We start from the raw sequence: 18,657 nt of genomic DNA, 5'->3' as shown, positions 1-18,657 counted from the left end.
GTGACGGATTTATTTTGAGGGAAGCAAGATTTCCCTGGATGCCTTAATGGCGATCCATTGTGTGTGAAAAACATCGTGGAATGGCTCATTCCGTTGATGGGTCGTGCATTCGGCCTGACTGACGAGTTCCACTTTTCTCCAGGGCAAAGCAGGATCTTTGGGGATCGAGCCGGTAACAGTCTGTTTCAGACTGGAATCCAGAATTTTCAGATTGTCGAGAATATAGCCTGTCATGTAATCAGAATATTCTTCCGAGCAATGCAATTGCAGACAGTCGATGCCGTGAACTTTCCCTGTCGATAACAGTTTGACCGTCCCTGAACGGTCCATCTTCAGGTCCAAGTCATCCACAGCCGAGAAGGACGCAAGATATTCACTCCAATCGATCGTATTTTGTGAGAACTTCCAGGTACCGCCAATCTGCTGTTCAGATTCAGTCCCTAGAAGTATATCTGTCCCGACTGCACCAATCCGGTCTATAAAAAACAGCTTGGTTAAAACTTCCTGGTCATATCCAGTCACCTTTTTTTCGTAAACGAAAAACTGCTTTCTGTTTCCCTGTTCGATGATCACTAACTCTTTTCCGCTCAGCTCTAAGTAGAAATCATCACTCTGCAGTTCTTCATTCAATTTAAACGAGTGGACCTGGATGTTTTTCTGCAGTCCTTGTGGTGTTCGCATCAGTTTCAACTCTCCTTGAAGTTCAATGGTATGAGTTGAAACATATTTGGAATCGGAATAGGGCACAATAACCCGGTCGGGATCCTGAAACTCAGCTCCCCCTTCTATGGTAACGGAATAGATTACCTGGTAGTGCGCGTTTTCAACGAGAGGGCGGTCAAGTTTAATAAGATAAGGCTGCGCCTGCAGGCGGGGTATTGGCAGTACAGAACCGACAATGAGCAGGAACGACAGCAGGTTAAAATTTCTGTGGCGCCTGAAAAGGTCATCTGCAGGTTTTGTTAAAATAGACATACTCATAGTCATATCACTCGCCGATATCTTCGTTCCACACATCCGGATGCGCTGCGATAAACTGGTTCATCAGATCGATACACCGCTGGTCCTGCAGCACTTCCAGTTCAACGCCGCTTGCTTTCAGCAGTTCTTCATCGCCCAGAAAGGTCTGATTTTCGCCGATGATCACGCGGGGGATCTGATACAGGCGAATGGCACCACTGCACATGGGGCAGGGGGAGAGCGTGGTATAAAGGACCGAGTTGCGATAGACGGACGCTGGCTGCCGTCCTGCATTTTCCAAAGCTGACATTTCGCCGTGCAGGATGGCACTTCCCTGCTGCTGACGCATGTTATGCCCCCGGCCAATGATCTCGCCTTCATGCATGATCACCGAACCAATGGGAACGCCTCCCTCTCTTAAGCCTTGTTCCGCTTCCTCAATCGCCGCCTGCATGAATTCATCCATGGATGAGCTCTCCCCAGATAAGTAATTCGAAAACCACTGGAATCAAGGTATAACCGAATCGGGGCGAAATTACGACGGGGATTCTGCAGGAAATGCGTGCCTGGCTGATCCAGGCTTTAGTCAGCCGAAGTTAGAGCTTCACGCGCCCCGGTGGTTCTTCTGCAGCCCCTTCAAACGAGCCTGGCGCCCGGAAGGGATTTTCCTCGGGGGCAGGCATCGTATCGCTGGCAGGGAAGGTATCCGGTTCTTCGAAACCGAACTGAGGTTCTTCCTGTGTCGCTCTCCATTGAGGCTCCGGACCCGGTGAATCGGCCCAGGCGGGTTCGACCCGCTCGGCAACCCGTGACTCAATCGGTGTCGGGCGATGTCTTATGGAGGCTTCCTGATGCCTGACCTGGGGCAGTCCTGCAGCAAGGTCCAGCACGGGGTAGCCCGGAATCTGTGGCAGTCCCCAGACATCGGAAGGAACGCCTGGATTGACGCTGATCTGCGACATGGTCATCGTCATCACGATTCCCGCCTGTGGCCAGTCGAGCTTGATGACGTGGGGCAGAACCGCATTCGTGGCACCGCAGGTGCGATATTCACCCAGTGTTGCGGTCGCGATTCGTTGTCCCTGGCTGTCATATAGGGACTGTTCGATGATATGCCCGGTACAGAGATTGACGACAATAATCTTCTGTACCAGTTTGCCGTTTGGCAGCAGGCGATCGGAGATCAGTTTCACGTTCGGTGAATTCTGACCTTCTTTTTGAATCGCAAGTTCTTTGTCGTTCAGCGGCACGACCCGCAGGGCTTCCAGCAGCCAGCCCGGTTCGAAGGGGATATTCAGCTGAGACCCCATGGCCTCGTACTGGTCATGCCGGACGGTAAAAATGTTTTTCTGATCGCTGCGTTTAACCCAGAACCAGAATCGTTCGTCATTCGAACCGAAATCAACCTCGGGTCCCAGGGGAGAACTGGCCACCAGGCGAAAACGCTGGGGCTGTTCTACAGCCAGCATCGCACTCAGACTGACAGGGATGCCCCCTTTCTGTCGTGCCCGGATTTTGACAGAAGATGACTGCCAGCCAAAGACGCCGTCAGTCTGTGAATTCAGGTGATTCACAATTTGTGTGTAGCTGGCATTGGGAGGCAGAACGCAGACAGGAGCTTCCTGAGGTAGAAAAGTGCGGACCGAAGAACACGCTGAGAGCAGCAGAAGACAGCAGATCAAGGCACAAACTTGCGTCACGGCACGTAGCCGTCGAAAGATCAGCCTGGATCTCTTCATTTCTGTTCTTCCTTGAACATGCGACATGTTGAATGGTCCGAAAGTGGGGACGTCCCTTATTCCCACTCTTCTAAAAACTGTGTGTTTAACTGTTGCTGCAGGGCTTCGATTTCTGACTCTTCCAGGTTTTGATCACGGATTTCGAAACTGCCTTCACCGTGTGTTCCCGACAGTTGCAAATAGGAGTTCTGATCCTCATTCCGCGAGCCATCCAGCTTCAGGCGACGTTTCTGTACCAGGAACAGTGCCAGGACATACAGGAATTTCTCCTGAACCTGGTTGGGATTCTCGTAGAGCTGTTCAAAGTACTGCATCAACGCATCGGGATCGATTTTGCGAGCCCCCTGAGCAGCCGGTTCCGGTACTTGTAATGTCCAGTCTCCCACAGCCCCTTCTGGAGGACCTGTCCAGGCATCTTCGGCAAAATCCATCCGAATCAGATGGCCGTTCTGATCGACGATCACAGAATGCACCGTTTCACCTGGCGCAAATTCCTTGCCCGTCGAAGAACAGGTTTTACCTAATGGTTTGAGATGATAATCCATGGAACAGGCTCAAATCAGGAAGAGGCAGGACAGAATGGAAGTTGTTTCTGGTGTGTTGATTTGATCAATGCGGCGAATCCTAGAGCAATTCAGGATTTAGCTCAAGACGTTTCTGGCTGGGAGAGGCATTTTTCTTCCTGAGAATGTCAGATTTTCATTTGTGATAAGGCATTTTCCAGTAATAGGTTAGGATCCAGAGAGGAATCGACTGTTAGAGCCCCCTGATTTCGAAATCGGGACCTCAATTCGGGCTGCACAGCGGGGACAATGCCCGGCGTAGGCACTCTGGTTGTGGTTTGCGTAGATTCTGCTGTAGACATTACAGCATTTGAATAGAACTCCAACCGAGGGGCGCGGGGCGGGTTGGCGGGATTCCGCGTCGGTCATGTACGGCTCCAGTAAAAAAATAAGCTGAAACGCGCGAGGCATTTCAGCTTATTTATGAGATTCAGAGCTGTAGATCAAGATGTATCTGGAACCTGAAGTTCAGGTTATTTCTGATGGGCCAGTGCGAGCATCGCCCGGGCTCGATCCTGATCCCGCTGACGGGCCTGGCATTGCTCATCGCCGACTGCGGTACGGTCGAGGGCTTCTTCGAGCATCTTTTCCGCATCGGCAGCATTCAACTTGCCGGCCGGAATCGCCTGTTCGGTCAGAACGGAGATCACGGAGCCTTTGACCTGCAGGAAGCCGCCATCGACAAAGTAGCGTTCTTCTTTACCGTCAGTGGCTTCAAACACCAGTTCGCCATAACCCAGGCGTCCCACCATGGGCATACGACCGGGGAGAATTCCGATTTGACCGTCATACAGAGTACAACGCAGGCTCTGGATGGGCTGATCCAGCAGAGTCGTTTCCGGTGTGACTAATAACAGGCGAAATTCTTGAGCCATGGGTGCTCTAACCACATTCAAAACAGGATATTCAGATGGAAATTGTGACCGAAACCAGTTTCGGCCACAATCTGATCACGACGTTCAAAACGTCTTAATTCTCAGCCATTCTCTTGGCTTGTTCTTCTGCTTCTTCAACCGCACCCACGTACATGAAGGCGGATTCCGGCAGGTGGTCCCACTTACCGGCACAGATTTCTTCGAAGCTGCGAATGGTATCTTCCAGCGGGGTGATCTTACCGGCTTTACCAGTGAAGACTTCCGCCACGAGGAACGGTTGTGACAGGAACCGCTCAATACGGCGGGCACGATGCACAATCAGTTTGTCTTCTTCGCTCAATTCATCAACACCCAGAATCGCGATAATGTCCTGTAGTTCGCGATAACGCTGCAGAGTCTGCTGAACTTCACGAGCCACGCGGTAGTGACGTTCACCCACATACTGTGGGTCCAGAATACGACTGGAAGAAGCCAGCGGGTCGATGGCCGGGTAAATCCCTTTTTCGGAGATCTTTCGTTCCAGGTAAATGAACGCATCCAGGTGGGAGAAGGCCGTTGCCGGTGCAGGGTCGGTCGGGTCGTCAGCAGGCACGTAAACAGCCTGCACACTGGTGATCGCCCCATTCTTGGTTGAAGTGATTCGCTCCTGCAGTTCACCCAGCTCGGTACCCAGTGTTGGCTGGTAACCCACGGCGGAAGGCATACGTCCCAGCAGAGCGGATACTTCTGAACCAGCCTGTGAGAACCGGAAGATGTTGTCCACGAAGAGCAGGGTGTCGGTACCGGTTGTATCACGGAACCATTCAGCCATCGTCAGAGCGGACAGAGCGACACGCAGACGGGCTCCCGGCGGTTCGTTCATCTGACCGAAGACCATACAGGTCTGCTCGATCACGGAACGTTCGGTCTGACCGATTTTCGTTTCCTGCATTTCCAGCCAGAGGTCGTTCCCTTCACGGGTCCGCTCACCCACACCGGCGAATACAGAGTAACCACCGTGGGCACTCGCGATACGAGCGATCAACTCGGTCAGAATCACGGTCTTACCCAGACCGGCACCACCGAACAGACCAGCTTTACCGCCACGCACGAACGGGGTCAGCAGGTCGACCACTTTGATCCCGGTTTCAAAGAGCTCGGTTTTGGCACTCAGGTTTTCCAGAGCAGGAGCTTTCCGGTGGATCGGCCAGCGTTCGTCGGTTTCAACTGCACCACGACCATCAACGGGATCGCCGAGCAGGTTGAAGACACGCCCCAGAGTTCCCTTACCAACGGGAACAGAAACGGGAGCACCGGTGTCATGCACACTCATTCCGCGGACCATGCCGTCGGTAGAGCCCAGTGCGACGCAGCGGACACGACCGCCACCCAGATGCTGCTGAACTTCCCCGGTTACTTTGATCTCAACACCTTTGATGTTTTCGTTGACAGTCAAAGCGTTGTAGATTTCCGGCATTGCATGCTCGGGAAACTCAGCATCAAAGGTAGAACCGATGATCTGAGTGATTTTGCCAACTGAACTTTCTGTACTGGCTTCGGTTGTCGCCATTGATATGTCTCTACTTTCTGATGTTGATCAATCTGTAAAAAACCATAATGTGCCATGCCGGGATGGCCGGAAATTACTCGAGAGCTGCTGCCCCACCGATGATTTCCAGGATTTCCGATGTAATCTGGGTCTGTCGAGCACGATTGTACTGAGCCGACAGGGTTCCCACCATTTCATTCGCATTTTCTGTGGCGCCTTTCATGGCGACCATGCGGGCAATCTGCTCACTCACCGCCGCATCAAGGAAGCATTTAAACAGGCGGGCCTTAAATGCAGTCGGAACGATTTCCTCAAGGATTTCCTGAGCAGAAGGCAGGAATTCATAGTCGTATTGTTCATCCGAATCAGTCTCTGATGTCTCCAGAGCACCAATCGGCAGCAGTGAGTGCACGACCGCTGCCTGGCGGGAAGACGAGATGAATTCGGTGTAGGCGACGTCGAGTCGATCGATTTTGCCTTCGATGTATTCCGTAATATAACGGCTGGCCAGATCGTCTACTTCTTCAAAGGTCGGACGATCTTCGAAGTGCGTGTAGCTGTTGTCGGCCGTAACTCCCTGGAATTTCAAAAAGCTGATACCACGCTTACCGGATACTTCCAGACGGACATTCTGTCCTTCGCTCTGCAGTTCCTGGTAACGCTTGAGTGCCAGTTTCAAAACGCCGGTGTTGTAACCGCCACACAATCCCCGGTTGGATGTCAGGACGAGCAGTACCGAGTTCTTTTCGGTTTCGTGTTTTTCCAGCAGGGGATGGTGGAATTCCAGATTTGCCTGGGACAGATCGGCGACGAGCTCGGAAATCTTGCGGGTATAGGCAGCAGCTTCCGCAGCACGGTCCATGGCTTTCTTGAATCGCGCGGTGGCGATCAATTCCATGGTCCGTGTGATCTTACGGATGTTTTTAACTGCCTTTAATCGTTTGACGATGGCACGTGCTTTGGCCATTAGATTCTAAACCTGTTTTCGATTAACTGTGCAAGCAATGAATACGGTAACGAGTCGACTACGCGTTCTTACGCAGGTACTGCTCGACAAAGGTCGCCAGAACCGTTTTGAGCTGTTCGACGGTTTCGTCTTCCAACTGTCCGGTTTCTGTGATCTTATCGGTGATCTCAGGATACTGATCATGGATGAACTGCAGCATCTCGTTTTCAGCGTCCTGAACCTGGCTAATCGGCACTTTGTCGAAGAAACCTTTGGTTCCGGCAAACAGACTGACAACCTGATCGGCCATTGCCATCGGTTTGAACTGAGGCTGTTTCAGCAGTTCCACCATGCGATAACCGCGGTCCAGCTGAGCCTGGGTTGCTTTATCCAGTTCGGTACCCATCTGGGCAAACGCTTCCAGTTCACGGAAGGCAGCCAGGTCGAGTCGCAGACTACCGGAAACACTCTTGGTTGCCTTCGTCTGAGCATTACCACCCACGCGGGATACACTGATACCCACGTTGATCGCGGGACGAATCCCGGCGAAGAACAGGTCCGGTTCCAGATAGATCTGACCGTCGGTAATCGAAATCACGTTGGTGGGAATGTAGGCAGAGACTTCCCCTTCCAGTGTTTCAATAATCGGCAGAGCAGTCATCGAACCACCACCGAGTTCATCACTCAGACGGGCAGAACGTTCCAACAGACGGCTGTGACAGTAGAATACGTCACCCGGGTAAGCTTCACGTCCGGGAGGACGACGCATCAACAGTGACAGCTGGCGATAAGCCTGTGCCTGCTTGGACAAGTCATCGTAAACGACCAGGGTGTGTTTACCCTGATACATGTAGTATTCTGCGATTGCGGCACCAGCGTAAGGAGCAATGTACTGCAGCGGTGCAGGGTCACTGGAAGACGCGGCGACAACCACTGTGTAGTCCATCGCACCGTGTTCTTCAAGCTGAGCAACAACGCCGGCAATACTGGCGGATCGCTGACCACAGCCGACATACACACAGACTACGTCCTTCCCCTTCTGGTTCAGAATCGCATCGATGGCGATGGCGGTTTTACCGGTCTTACGGTCACCAATAATCAACTCACGTTGACCACGTCCGATGGGAGTCATAGCGTCGATCGCCTTGATCCCGGTAGCCAGAGGCTGTTTCACAGGCTGACGGGCAGCAACACCGGGGGCAGCAACTTCCAGAGGTCTGGATTCCGTTGCCACAATCGGGCCTTTTCCGTCCAGTGGCACACCCAGCGGGTCAATGACGCGCCCCAGCAGGTTATCACTGACAGGCACTGAGAGCAGGGCTCCTGTGCTGCGTACTTCATCACCTTCGGCAATCGAAAGGTAATCACCGAAAATAATGATACCGACCGAGTTTTCTTCAAGGTTGAAGACCTGGCCGCGTACACCATTGGAAAACTCAACCATTTCACCAGACATGGCAGAAGACAGTCCATAGACGCGAGCAATACCATCGCCCACCTCAAGGACCCGCCCCACTTCGCTGGTTTCGATTTCGCCGCGAAAGTCTTCAATTTCCTTCTGGATAACTGAAGCGATCTCGTCCGCTTTGAATTTCATGAATGCTCCTATTGTCCAAACGTCCTCGCAGCTGTTTCAGCCGAGTACGCAGGGAACCATCATAAACTGTGTCATCAACCTGAATAACCAGTCCGCCCAGGACGTTCTGGTCTATGGATGTCTTTAATACCGGGATAAAGCCCAGTGTGTCATTCAAACGCTGTCGGATGCTGTCTAAAATAGGATCCGAAAGTTCGAAAGCCGATTTGACCACAACGGCCTTTTTACCGACTTCTGCATCACGCAGTTTGTTGATCTGTGTATAGATCTGCTGTAACAGATTCAGTCGCTCGTGCCGTCCCAGCACACGCAGGAAATTCGTGAAAAGTTCCGAGGCATGCGGGGCAATCGCCCGGTCGATCAGCTGTAAAGATTCCTCTTTATTCAGCGATCGCGTGGTGAGCATCTTCCCGAACTGGGGATACTGATTCAGTGCAACATTCAGAAATTCAGCAAACTCCTCAATGGCGGAGTCTTTATCGGACTCGGGGACTGAACCAAGAAACGCTTTGGCATACACCTTGGCCACCGAAATGGCACCAGGGTCCTCCATCACACTTGGAATCCGAGCTTTGATTTGTTCCTGATCGTTCACGCTGATCACAACTCACTGCTAAAGGATGAATACTTCAAACTTGATACAACAGGTTTGAAAAAGTTTTGTCGTTAGTTCAGTTCGAACTTCCGGAAATCTGTGCCAGAGCTTCTTCAACGAGCCGATCACGATCGGACTCGTTGAGGGCACGCCCCAGTACATGCTCGGTAGCATCGATTACGCGGGAGTTCATCTGGTCGAACAGATCTTTCAATGCCAGTTCCCGGGCACGTTCAATTTCATCGACAGCATGAGCTTTGATTGACTCTGCTTCCTGGCGTGCCTGTTCGAGTACATCCTGCTTGATGCGATCTGCATCGGAGCGGGCCTCGACCATCATTGCCTGGATTTCGTCCTGAGCTGCTTCGATCTTTCGGGTATGCTCTTTAACCAGTTCTTCAGACTCTCGTTGTTTTGATTCTGCATCGCTGATAGCCGTGACAACCCGCTGTTCCCGTTCGTCCAGAGCCTGGATAAGTGGTCCCCAGGCAAATGACTTGAGTACAACGATGAATGCCACGAACACAACGAATGACCATAATGCCAGGTCGGTTTTCCAGTGCAGGGGCGGGCCTGCATGGTGACCTGCGTCTTCTGCTGCATACAAGGATGCATCTGAGCCCAGCAGGGCAGTACCCAGAATCATGCCACCGAATACGAGCAGCATGATCATGCATCGGCTTGAAAAAAGACTTTTAAACATGATCAAAAATCTCACATTGTTGTCTGAAGGAGGTTAAAGATATTGCCCGAAATAACGTCAGCGGTTCATGTCTGACGATTCGACCGTCTGTTCTCTGCCTGAGCAGAATCAGATCAGACAGATGATGAGCGCGAAGAAGGTAGCACCTTCGATCAACGCTGCAGCAATAATCATTGCAGTCTGAATCTTACCACCGGCTTCTGGCTGACGGGCGATTGCTTCAACAGCAGATGCACCGATTTTACCAATCCCCAGAGCAGCACCAATAATGGTGATACCGGCACCAATGGCACCCAGAGAGATACCAGCTGCCTGTGCTGCGGCAGCACCTTCTTCAGCTGCGCCACCTTCTTGAGCCAATGCTGGAACAGCTGTGGCCAATACAACAACACATGTCACGCACATAATCCGTAAAGCCTGGATCATTGTAATTATCCCCTGACCTTTCTCAACGAGGAACACTCTAGAAATATACACAGCAAGTCTGAGTCAGATACCGACGGACATCTCAGTGAGGATGTACTGCGGTTCCGATAAACAGAGTTGCAAGAAACGCAAACACATATGCCTGGAGGAATGCAACGAACAGTTCCAACAGACCAACGAGGACCTGGGCAATGATGCTGGAAGGCATCACTACGGCCCACATACTTGAATCAGCAGTCAAAGCGATGAAGCCGAGGAAAACGGCAATCACGGTATGACCTGCCATGATATTGGCAAACAATCGAATGGCCAGTACGGCATGCTTAATCAGAAAGCCGACCAGCTCGATCACCCAGATCATGGGGACCAGAATAATCTTGAGCAGAAAAGGCAGTTCCATCGACGGTGCCAGCGACATCCAGAAGCGGAAGAAACCCAGTTCTCTGACGCCGTACATGATGACGGCACAGAATGTGGTGAAGGCCAGTGCGATCGTCACGTTCAACTCGCCTGTTGCCGAACCCAGCCAGGGAATCGCACCCAGCAGGTTGCAGATCAGAACGTAGAAGAAGCAGGAGAGCACGAACGGCAGATATTTATCGGCAGGGTGTCCCACCTGTTGTTCGTGGTGGTGACCATGATCGTGATCGTCATCATCGTGGTGATGTCCTTCACCGATGGTCGGCCGGACGACTTCGTCCCGCATGTAGATCACGATGGATTCCCAGAAGTTCCACCAGCGTCCGGTGACGACCTGACCGCCTGCGGCCCGTTTCGCCAGTCCCCGGAAAACAAAGAACAGGAATGCGACTGCGATCAGCTGAAGCAGCATGAATTTCGTAACCTGAAATCCCAAAATACGTGGCAGCTCAACCTGCAAACCAGTGGGAAGGTCGAAATGAGCGAAATCGCGAACATGATGGAAGGTATCAGAGTGACCCGCGGCCATTGCTTCAGCTCGATATTAAAAAATGTTTCTGATCAAAACTCTGTTTACTCTAAACGGCTTCGGCAGAGTACCGAACGAGCAGTAAGGTTTCAACCAATAGAGACGCAAAGTAACAAATCAATAACCAAATCAAAAATTCGGGTAAACCAAAATCAGGTTTGACTTTCAAAATGATCAATGCCCCGAGCCCGACGGTCATCAGCCGCAGTAAGGTGGAGATACCCACGATGGCAACAGGAGCGATTTCACGATTCAGAAATCCGACCACAGGAAAGAGAATCAGTCCCGGAATCAGACAGAGCAGGGTGGCATAGGTTAAGCCTTCCACTGCAAGGGGGCCAACCAGTCGCTGAGCCGGCAGATAAAGCACTGCAAACAGACCCAACAGTGTAGCGGTCAGAATGCCGCACTGTTTGAAAGCTGAGTCTGATGTCTTTGGCGTTGATTGCATGGTCAGCGGGTAGTGTTGATGGTATTACTGGCGGTTATCATTCGAGAGATTCAGGAGTCTGTTGCAGACGATTGGTCATCTCTCTGATTTGAATTCTTTTTGTCGGTTGACCGATCTTTCCTTTTTCGTTCCTTCTGCTCGGCTTCTTTAGCCATTTGCAGCAAATGCATCATCCCGGCTATAAAACCAAACACGGCACCAACTGCGGTCAGCCAGGGCAGTGTCCCCCACTGCTTGTCGAGCCAATAACCCAGAAAAGCAGGTAGCACCATTTCCAGACTGACTGTTGTCAGGCGGCTGACCCATTGATGGGCTTCTACCAGGGCAGAACGACCGCGCCGGTCCGGTTGAGGCATGGAGGTTGCTTTCGATGATGTATCAAAAACAGAAGATCGTGTCGCAGTCAGCACGTAATTAAAGAACCAATCCGAACTGACTTGTTCAGACTGTAAAGAGATGTCTCCCAGGAGTCAAAGTATCTGTAACCTGAAATATGTGATTACCGGTTTTCTCATTATTGGCATTCTGGACACGGTGGTTCTATTAGTCATAAGAATAGATCTGAGCTGCAGAGATCTTTCTGTAGTTTTCAGGCGACGGTTATCAGGGGAGTCTGCTGATCTGAAATCAGTACAACCACTTAGACTTTGGGCAGGACGGGAAATGTGAAGCGTATGATCACGTGAGGTTTCGTTGAGCAGGCTCTTGGACAACACTATGAATTTTTGATGAGACTAAATTCTTAAGTGACTGTTATATAACGGGATGGTGAACGTTCTGATAAGTTTTTGTATAATTGGAAATGCCGCATTAGTTGCTTTTTATCAACGCCCGTGTTAAAAAGTGTCCTAACGCTTCAAACATGTTTCATGTGTCAGCCGACATCTCAAACACCGTTCAAACGCGTTTCCAGACCCGGTAATCATCGCTTTACCAGACTGTATACGACGATTTGTGACTGTTTAGACGTGCAGACTTGAAGGGTAGGGAATCTCAGGACGAACTCTTGGGTTCAGTTCTGGTTCCTGAAAGTGAGAATTACTACTAGTGGCTTTCTGTTCTGGGAGAGTAGCGTCCTGGTCGAAATATTGATTTGACGTTTACAAGGTGTTCATACCATTCGGGCCGTTAGCATCAAAGGATTTATGTGGTCTGCGGCCATAAGAGTGTGTGGAACGGGGCAGATATGCTTTACATTGATCCTGAGTGTCATGGAAGACTAAGAGCATGATCAAGACGCCGACCAGTGTCTTGGTTGATTTTGGGAGTCATTCCAAATGTCCCCAGCGATTCTAAAGTCCCTTGAGAGCCAAACACGTCGCGATTTAGCGGCCACAGCCAAATCTCACGGAATTGCAGGCTGGCACGGTATGCGTAAGCAAGAACTGGTCAATGCCATCGCGAAAATCAAGATGGCGAAGTCCAAGCCCAAACGCAAAACCACCACATCCAGCAATAAAAAATCTACCAGCTCTTCTCCAATCCCTTCTTCTACTCCGAACCCGGCAGCTGTCCCTGCTTATCCCTCTCAGAATTCGACCACTCAAACTCCTTCCGAACAACCAGCTCGGATCCAGAAGCTTCTCAAATCGAATAGTCAGAAGCCTCAGAGTGATCGAATGCTCCCCACTTCAGAATCAGTTGAGACAAAACTCACCGCACAGGTCAAAGACTCTCACTGGTTAATGGCGAACTGGACAATTACTCAATCCAGTCTGGATCGGGCAAAAGCAGCCCTGGGGGCCTACTGGTATCAGGCCGTTCCGGTGATTCGTGTCTACGACATCACAACCAACGAGAACAGCCGCACCAGCAAAGCCTATGTGAAAGATGTCGAAGTCAAAATTGATTCCGGTCTGTGGTTTGTCCAGATCGATCAACCGGCCCGCTCTTACAAACTGCAACTGGGTTTTGTGACTCCGCAAAACAAGTTTTTCGGACTGGTCTACTCGCACAAACTCACACCTCCGATGCCGGAAGTCTGTGATAAAGGCGGACGCATCAAGCGTCGACTGGACAACAACTATTCCGCAACCCGTTCGCGGCGTTATACATCCCGTGCGGAAAACGGAAATGGCGTTCCCTCACGACTCGCTTTACCTTTAAGTCTGGATCCCAGCGGCGAATCAAACGGTTCCCGTGCCAAGCAGGCGAAAAAGGAATTCCATGTTGAAACGGAACTGTTGATTCACGGCACCTCCGATCCCCAGGCAGAAGTGACACTGCTCGGCGAAAAGATCCCGGTCAGCAAGGAAGGGCGTTTTGCCCTGCGGTTGAGCCTGCCCAACGGGCGTCAGGTGATTCCTGCAGTCAACACATCATCCAACAAGCGACGTCAGCAGACGATCGTTCTGGCTATCGAACGGAATACCAAAGATCTGGAACCCGTTCAACTCGACGAATAACTGGAATTTGCGCTCGCCTCGCCAGATGACTGACAGAGTGCGCTTCTCTGTCAGTCGGCGTTGCCGTAATAGACTTCGGTCGTCAAACCGGTCGCTTCGCGCACTTTACGGGCAATCTCATCGACCTGTCCTGACTTGAGGGAAGTCACATAAGCTTCCGCTGTACTGCGGGCAATCGTATAGACCTGCACCAGCTTGATCTGCCCTCCCGCTGCGACGAATTCATTCAGACGCGCGCAATAAGCGTCGATTTCCGCATCACTCGGCGGCTCCTCATTCACGAGCATGAACAGGCTCTGAATCACAATTGGCCGCTGTTTTGCAGCTGCGGTGATGTTCTCCAAGATCTGTGAAAATCGGATTTTCGTGCGATCGATGAGTTTAAAGTACTCTTCCGTTCCCGCATCCAGCTTTGCCCAGACCTCTCCCTGATTCTCATCGAAAATCTTCAAGGCAGCCTGTGTGCCCGGTCGGTGAAACATGCTTGCATTGCTGATCAGGACCAACTTGACGTCATTTGCGCCATGCTTGCGCTTAAGATCAGCAACGGCAGCCACAATCTGGTCAAAGTTCTTGTAAGTTGTTGGTTCACCATCACCGGAAAAGGCGATGTCATTCAGGCGGCGTAATTCCTGGGGGACTGATTGGAACTTTTCGTCCTGGTAGATCTCACCACTCAGCACGAACTTGAGCATATGATCGAGCTCCTGCAGCAGCTGATCGAAGCCCACGAATCGTGTTTCTGACTCCTCACGGCGATCCACCTGACAGTAGATACAGTCAAAGTTGCAGATCTTGTCCGGATTCAGGTTCACGCCGATAGAAATTCCCTTACTCCGCCGGGATAAAACCGGGTAGACGAACTTATTCTCGTGATAAGTGCGCTGGTGTTGGGAGTGCAGGGGGAGTGAAGAGGTCATGATTCGATTTCCCGTGAAAAAACAGCGGTTCTACCTGTTTTATATGAGTCGTCACCCGGAAAGACAAGAGGCCGCTGGTAAGTTATCGCCCGGCAGTGAGTGGAATCGTGAAGTTCCGTTAAATAAAAAACGCGTCAGGAACAGAGATCCGTTCCCGACGCGTTGTGATGTCATTCGATGGAATTGACCTGGATTAGACCTCTTTGGAATCAATCCAGCTCATCATCCGCCGCAGTTCTTTACCAACGGCTTCGATGGGATGCTGCCGGTTCAGACGACGGATCGCCTTGAAGGAAGCCTGGTTGGCTTTGTTTTCGAGCAACCAGTTCTTCGCAAATTCACCGGTCTGGATTTCTTCCAGGATCTTCTTCATTTCCTTGCGGGTTTCGTCGGTGATGATCCGCGGACCGCTGGAGTAATCGCCGTATTCAGCAGTGTTGGAGACACTGTACCGCATGTAGTTCAGACCACCCTGGTAGAACAGGTCGACGATCAGTTTGAGTTCGTGCATACATTCGAAGTAGGCCATTTCGGGCTGATATCCGGCTTCAACCAGAGTATCAAAACCGGCTTTAACCAGTTCACTGACACCACCGCAGAGCACAACCTGCTCGCCGAACAGGTCGGTTTCGGTTTCTTCAGCGAAAGATGTTTCGATCACACCACCGCGAGTACCGCCGATGCCTTTTGCATAGGCCAGAGCCAGTTGACGGGTGCTTTCAGAAGCCCCTTCAACCAGAGCGATCAGCGAAGGAACACCGCCCCCTTTAACGTATTCGCTGCGAACCAGGTGGCCGGGGCCTTTGGGAGCAACCAGGGCTGCGTCAACGCCAGCGGGCGGAACAACCTGGTTGAAGTGAATGTTGAAACCGTGTGAGCAGAGCAGCAGGTTGCCTTTGCTCAGGTTCGGCAGGATGTCGCTCTTGTAGAGATCTCCCTGAACTTCGTCGGGAAGCAGAATATTGATCAGATCGCCCTGTTTGGTGGCTTCTGCGATAGAGACCGGTTCGAATCCATGGCTGACGGCCAGATCGTAGTTTTCACTGCCTTTACGCTGACCGATAATGACGTTACAGCCACTGTCGCGAAGGTTTTGAGCTTGAGCGTGTCCCTGGCTTCCGTAGCCGAGGATGGCAATGGTTTTGTCTTTCAACAGCGACAAGTCTGCATCGTCATCGTAATAAATTGTTACTGCCATAATCCTGATCTCTTGTATTGTTGTAAGGCGGTTAGAAGCAGAACCGGATCCGCTTCTACAAAAGGGAACTTGAACAGCCACACGTTGATTCGAATGAAGTTCGGAACACAACAGGCCGTCCAGAGAGAACAAAACAACCGTGATTCACATTTTTGTTTGTTCGCGGCGGATTCTTAAGCTGTTTCCACAGGTTCCTCAGAGGGAGCTTCTGCTTTCACGACTTCAGAGCGTAACAGGGCAATCCGACCTGTACGAACCATTTCAAGAATCCCAAACGGTCGCATCACGTCAATAAATGCATTGATCTTCGATTCCTGACCGGAAATCTCGATCATTACGTTTTCGGTGCTCACGTCAACGATTTTCGCACGGAAAATTTCGACTAATTCGCGAATTTCTGAGCGGGTTTTTCCGGGAGTCGCCACTTTCATCAGCATCAGGTCGCGTTCGACAAAGTCCTGTCCGGAAAAATCGACCACTTTCACTACGGTAACCAGCTTTTCCAGCTGTTTTCTGACCTGATCCAGCTTGTTGTAATCGCCGACGACAAAAGTAATTCGGGAAAACTGGGGTTCTTCGGTTTCACCGACCGCCAGACTCTCAATGTTAAAAGAGCGTGAGGCCAGCATGCCTGAAATCTGGGCCAGGACACCCGGTTGATTCATGACCAGAGCAGAAAGAACGTGTTTCATCCCAAAACCTTAATCCGTGTACAATCAGAAACTCAAAAATACGTGACAAGTGATTGAAGCATACAGTCTAGTCGCGGCGGTGAGTCGCGGCAAGTCCCGCAGTCGATAACTCTCAGACTCGGCTTATGATCAGGACGATTAGACCGGTTATGCCTCTACCTTACTTCCCGAACAGACAGGTTTACCCCCGAACGGGTTCATTTGCGAAGAAAACTCCGTGACTCGGGCATTTTCGCCAGTTCCCGGAGCAGGGGTTTTGACAGCCAGCCTGGACTCTGTTTTAATAAATACTCGATACAAGCGGAATATGGCCCTCTGATGAAGAAGAGCGAGAGCACGGATGACTCAAAACTGGCGATTTGCCCCCCACGATGAATCTCAGGTACGCCGCCTCAGTTCTGAAATGCGGATTTCTCCCCTGCTGGCCCAGGTTTTGATCGCCCGCGGGCTCCAGGATGTGGGCACCGCCCGCAGTTTTATCAACGCTCGCATGAATGAGCTACTCGATCCCTGCAGTATGCCCGGCATCGAAGAAGCTACCGACCGTGTGATCGCTGCCCTGAATTCAAAACGTCGGATCACTATCTACGGCGACTACGACGTCGATGGCATGACCGCCACCAGTATTCTGCTGCAGTGCATCACCCTGGCCAATGGACAATGTGACTATTTCATTCCCAACCGCCTGGATGATGGCTACGGACTGAACTGTGATGCCATTCTCGAATTACACGAAGAAGATCCAGAGCGGCTGTTGATTACGGTCGACTGTGGGATCACCAGTGTCACAGAGGCCGCTCTCGCAAAAGAACTCGGCCTGGAACTGATTATTACCGATCACCATCAGATGGATGAAGAGCTGCCGGCTGCGGCCTGTCTCGTGCATCCCCGCCTCCCCGGAGGCGACTATGAATTTCCTCACCTCTGTGGTGCCGGGGTCGCTTTGAAACTGGCCTGGGCCGTTTGTCAGAAACTGGGGGATGGCCAGAAAGCCTCTCCCCAGATGCGCGAGTTTCTCAAATGTGCCGTCGGATTGGCTGCAATTGGAACTATTGCCGATGTGGTTCCCCTCGTTGGTGAAAATCGGATTATTGTCCGCTACGGACTCGGGGCACTCGCAGAACTGGCTCCCCTGGGACTGCAGGAGCTGATGAAGGTCGCGGAGATCAAAACCGGTCAACCGCTTGATACCGAAGACATCGGCTTTGCCATCGCGCCCCGACTGAATGCCGCCGGTCGACTGGGACAGGCCCGCCTGGCGGTGGAACTGCTCACTACCAGTAATCGGGAGCGGGCCGTGCAGCTGGCACTCTACCTGGATGAACTCAATAAAAACCGTCGCACGGTCGAACGCCGGATTCTCAAACAGGCACGCGAGATGGTCGAAGAGAACGCCGAGTGGGAAGAGCACCAGACCCTGGTCCTTGCCCATCCGGACTGGCACCCCGGTGTGATCGGCATCGTTGCAAACCGAGTCGCCGAGCATTTTGAAAAACCAACGGTATTGATCGCCCTTGAAGCCGCGACCCGTACCGGTCAGGGATCGGCGCGGTCCTTCGCCGGCTTCGATCTGCATGCCGGTTTCTCATCCTGTGCTGAGCACCTGATGCGCTTCGGCGGTCACCAGGCTGCCGCAGGCTTGCGCATCGAAGAGGACAAAATTGAAGACTTTCGCCAGGCGTTCGCCGCCTATGCGGCTACGGCGCCCCCGCCATCAGACGACGATCTACTGGTGAAGATCGATGCGGAAGTCTGTCTGAACGAAATCACCAAACAGGCGGTGTTGGAACTGGATTGCCTGGGCCCGTTCGGGCAGGAGAATCCACGGCCTCAGTTTGTCGCCACCCGGGTCGAACTGGCCGAGCCTCCTAAAACGATGGGAGAAGGGGGACGGCACCTGTCGCTGGTCTTTCAGCAGCACAAAACCCGTATTCGTGCCATCGCCTTCGGCAAAGGAGAGTGGGCCAGCCAGATGGAAGAAGCCGGCGGTCCTTTTTCGATCAGCTTCGCTCCGAATATCAACCGCTTTCGTGGTTTTGAAAGCGTACAGCTCCAACTGAAAGACTGGATCTCCGAGACAGCTGATACCACCGTTACTTCCTGAGCAGAC

Annotated in this window: 19 protein-coding genes; 2 read left to right on the top strand and 17 right to left on the bottom strand. The window is 51.8% G+C overall.

Features of this window, described 5'->3' with window-relative positions; genetic code table 11:
• Positions 1-9: 9 nt before the first annotated feature.
• The 14 genes from HG66A1_RS15005 to HG66A1_RS14935 form a co-directional block, all read right to left on the bottom strand.
• The gene (locus HG66A1_RS15005) at positions 10-1,017 is read right to left on the bottom strand and encodes a hypothetical protein (RefSeq protein WP_145185403.1); all 1,008 of its coding nucleotides are present in this window, start codon (positions 1,015-1,017) and stop codon (positions 10-12) included.
• Positions 989-1,426 (bottom strand): nucleoside deaminase, encoded by a 438-nt coding sequence (locus HG66A1_RS15000; protein ID WP_145185400.1) that lies wholly within the window; start codon positions 1,424-1,426, stop codon positions 989-991. Before HG66A1_RS15000 ends, HG66A1_RS15005 begins: the two co-directional genes overlap by 29 nt.
• Before the next feature lie 130 nt (positions 1,427-1,556).
• Complete coding sequence (locus HG66A1_RS14995; protein ID WP_145185397.1) at positions 1,557-2,699, bottom strand: hypothetical protein; 1,143 nt, start codon at positions 2,697-2,699, stop codon at positions 1,557-1,559.
• A 56-nt stretch (positions 2,700-2,755) separates the two neighbouring features.
• Entirely contained in the window at positions 2,756-3,244 is a 489-nt protein-coding gene (locus tag HG66A1_RS14990) for a hypothetical protein (protein WP_145185394.1), read from the bottom strand.
• Positions 3,245-3,735: 491 nt separating this feature from the next.
• A complete protein-coding gene (locus HG66A1_RS14980; RefSeq protein WP_145185388.1) occupies positions 3,736-4,137 on the bottom strand; it encodes a F0F1 ATP synthase subunit epsilon in 402 nt (133 codons plus the stop codon).
• A 94-nt stretch (positions 4,138-4,231) separates the two neighbouring features.
• A complete protein-coding gene (gene atpD / locus HG66A1_RS14975) occupies positions 4,232-5,686 on the bottom strand; it encodes a F0F1 ATP synthase subunit beta (RefSeq protein ID WP_145185385.1) in 1,455 nt (484 codons plus the stop codon).
• Positions 5,687-5,759: 73 nt separating this feature from the next.
• Positions 5,760-6,632: an ATP synthase F1 subunit gamma gene (gene atpG, locus HG66A1_RS14970; RefSeq protein ID WP_145185382.1), complete on the bottom strand. Its 873-nt coding sequence runs from the start codon at positions 6,630-6,632 to the stop codon at positions 5,760-5,762.
• Between the two features lie 58 nt (positions 6,633-6,690).
• Entirely contained in the window at positions 6,691-8,208 is a 1,518-nt protein-coding gene (gene atpA, locus HG66A1_RS14965) for a F0F1 ATP synthase subunit alpha (RefSeq protein WP_145185379.1), read from the bottom strand.
• Positions 8,159-8,761: an ATP synthase F1 subunit delta gene (atpH, locus tag HG66A1_RS14960; protein ID WP_232106868.1), complete on the bottom strand. Its 603-nt coding sequence runs from the start codon at positions 8,759-8,761 to the stop codon at positions 8,159-8,161. Before atpH ends, atpA begins: the two co-directional genes overlap by 50 nt.
• Positions 8,762-8,879: 118 nt before the next feature.
• Positions 8,880-9,470: a F0F1 ATP synthase subunit B gene (gene atpF, locus HG66A1_RS14955; RefSeq protein ID WP_187781984.1), complete on the bottom strand. Its 591-nt coding sequence runs from the start codon at positions 9,468-9,470 to the stop codon at positions 8,880-8,882.
• Between the two features lie 144 nt (positions 9,471-9,614).
• Positions 9,615-9,809 carry an ATP synthase F0 subunit C gene (gene atpE / locus HG66A1_RS32810; protein WP_145046274.1) on the bottom strand — a complete coding sequence of 65 codons (195 nt, stop codon included), beginning with the start codon at positions 9,807-9,809 and terminating at the stop codon, positions 9,615-9,617.
• 205 nt (positions 9,810-10,014) lie between these two features.
• Entirely contained in the window at positions 10,015-10,764 is a 750-nt protein-coding gene (atpB, locus tag HG66A1_RS14945; RefSeq protein WP_232105119.1) for a F0F1 ATP synthase subunit A, read from the bottom strand.
• A gap of 166 nt (positions 10,765-10,930) precedes the next feature.
• Positions 10,931-11,332, bottom strand: coding sequence for a hypothetical protein (locus tag HG66A1_RS14940; RefSeq protein WP_145185367.1), 402 nt, complete (start codon positions 11,330-11,332; stop codon positions 10,931-10,933).
• Positions 11,333-11,382: 50 nt separating this feature from the next.
• The gene (locus HG66A1_RS14935) at positions 11,383-11,742 is read right to left on the bottom strand and encodes an AtpZ/AtpI family protein (protein ID WP_145185364.1); all 360 of its coding nucleotides are present in this window, start codon (positions 11,740-11,742) and stop codon (positions 11,383-11,385) included.
• A gap of 867 nt (positions 11,743-12,609) precedes the next feature.
• Between HG66A1_RS14935 and HG66A1_RS14930 the strand changes: the two genes are divergently transcribed.
• A complete protein-coding gene (locus HG66A1_RS14930; protein ID WP_145185361.1) occupies positions 12,610-13,737 on the top strand; it encodes a DUF4912 domain-containing protein in 1,128 nt (375 codons plus the stop codon).
• Positions 13,738-13,787: 50 nt separating this feature from the next.
• On the opposite strand, the gene HG66A1_RS14925 is transcribed toward HG66A1_RS14930, so the two are convergent.
• The 3 genes from HG66A1_RS14925 to ilvN all read right to left on the bottom strand — a co-directional run bounded on the left by HG66A1_RS14925 (position 13,788) and on the right by ilvN (position 16,547).
• On the bottom strand, positions 13,788-14,657 hold the full coding sequence (locus HG66A1_RS14925) for a radical SAM protein (protein WP_145185358.1): 870 nt from the start codon (positions 14,655-14,657) through the stop codon (positions 13,788-13,790).
• 193 nt (positions 14,658-14,850) lie between these two features.
• Complete coding sequence (gene ilvC, locus HG66A1_RS14920) at positions 14,851-15,855, bottom strand: ketol-acid reductoisomerase (protein WP_145185355.1); 1,005 nt, start codon at positions 15,853-15,855, stop codon at positions 14,851-14,853.
• Between the two features lie 173 nt (positions 15,856-16,028).
• A complete protein-coding gene (gene ilvN, locus HG66A1_RS14915; RefSeq protein ID WP_145185352.1) occupies positions 16,029-16,547 on the bottom strand; it encodes an acetolactate synthase small subunit in 519 nt (172 codons plus the stop codon).
• Positions 16,548-16,887: 340 nt separating this feature from the next.
• Here ilvN and recJ point away from each other — a divergent pair, with 340 nt between their 5' ends.
• Positions 16,888-18,651 (top strand): single-stranded-DNA-specific exonuclease RecJ, encoded by a 1,764-nt coding sequence (gene recJ / locus HG66A1_RS14910; RefSeq protein ID WP_145185349.1) that lies wholly within the window; start codon positions 16,888-16,890, stop codon positions 18,649-18,651.
• The last annotated feature ends 6 nt before the right edge of the window (positions 18,652-18,657 follow it).

The sequence above is a fragment of the Gimesia chilikensis genome, assembly GCF_007744075.1.
In the GTDB taxonomy this organism is placed as follows: domain Bacteria; phylum Planctomycetota; class Planctomycetia; order Planctomycetales; family Planctomycetaceae; genus Gimesia; species Gimesia chilikensis_A.
The sequence above is the reverse complement of the archived record's forward strand: the minus strand, read 5'-3'. Positions and strand labels throughout refer to the sequence as shown.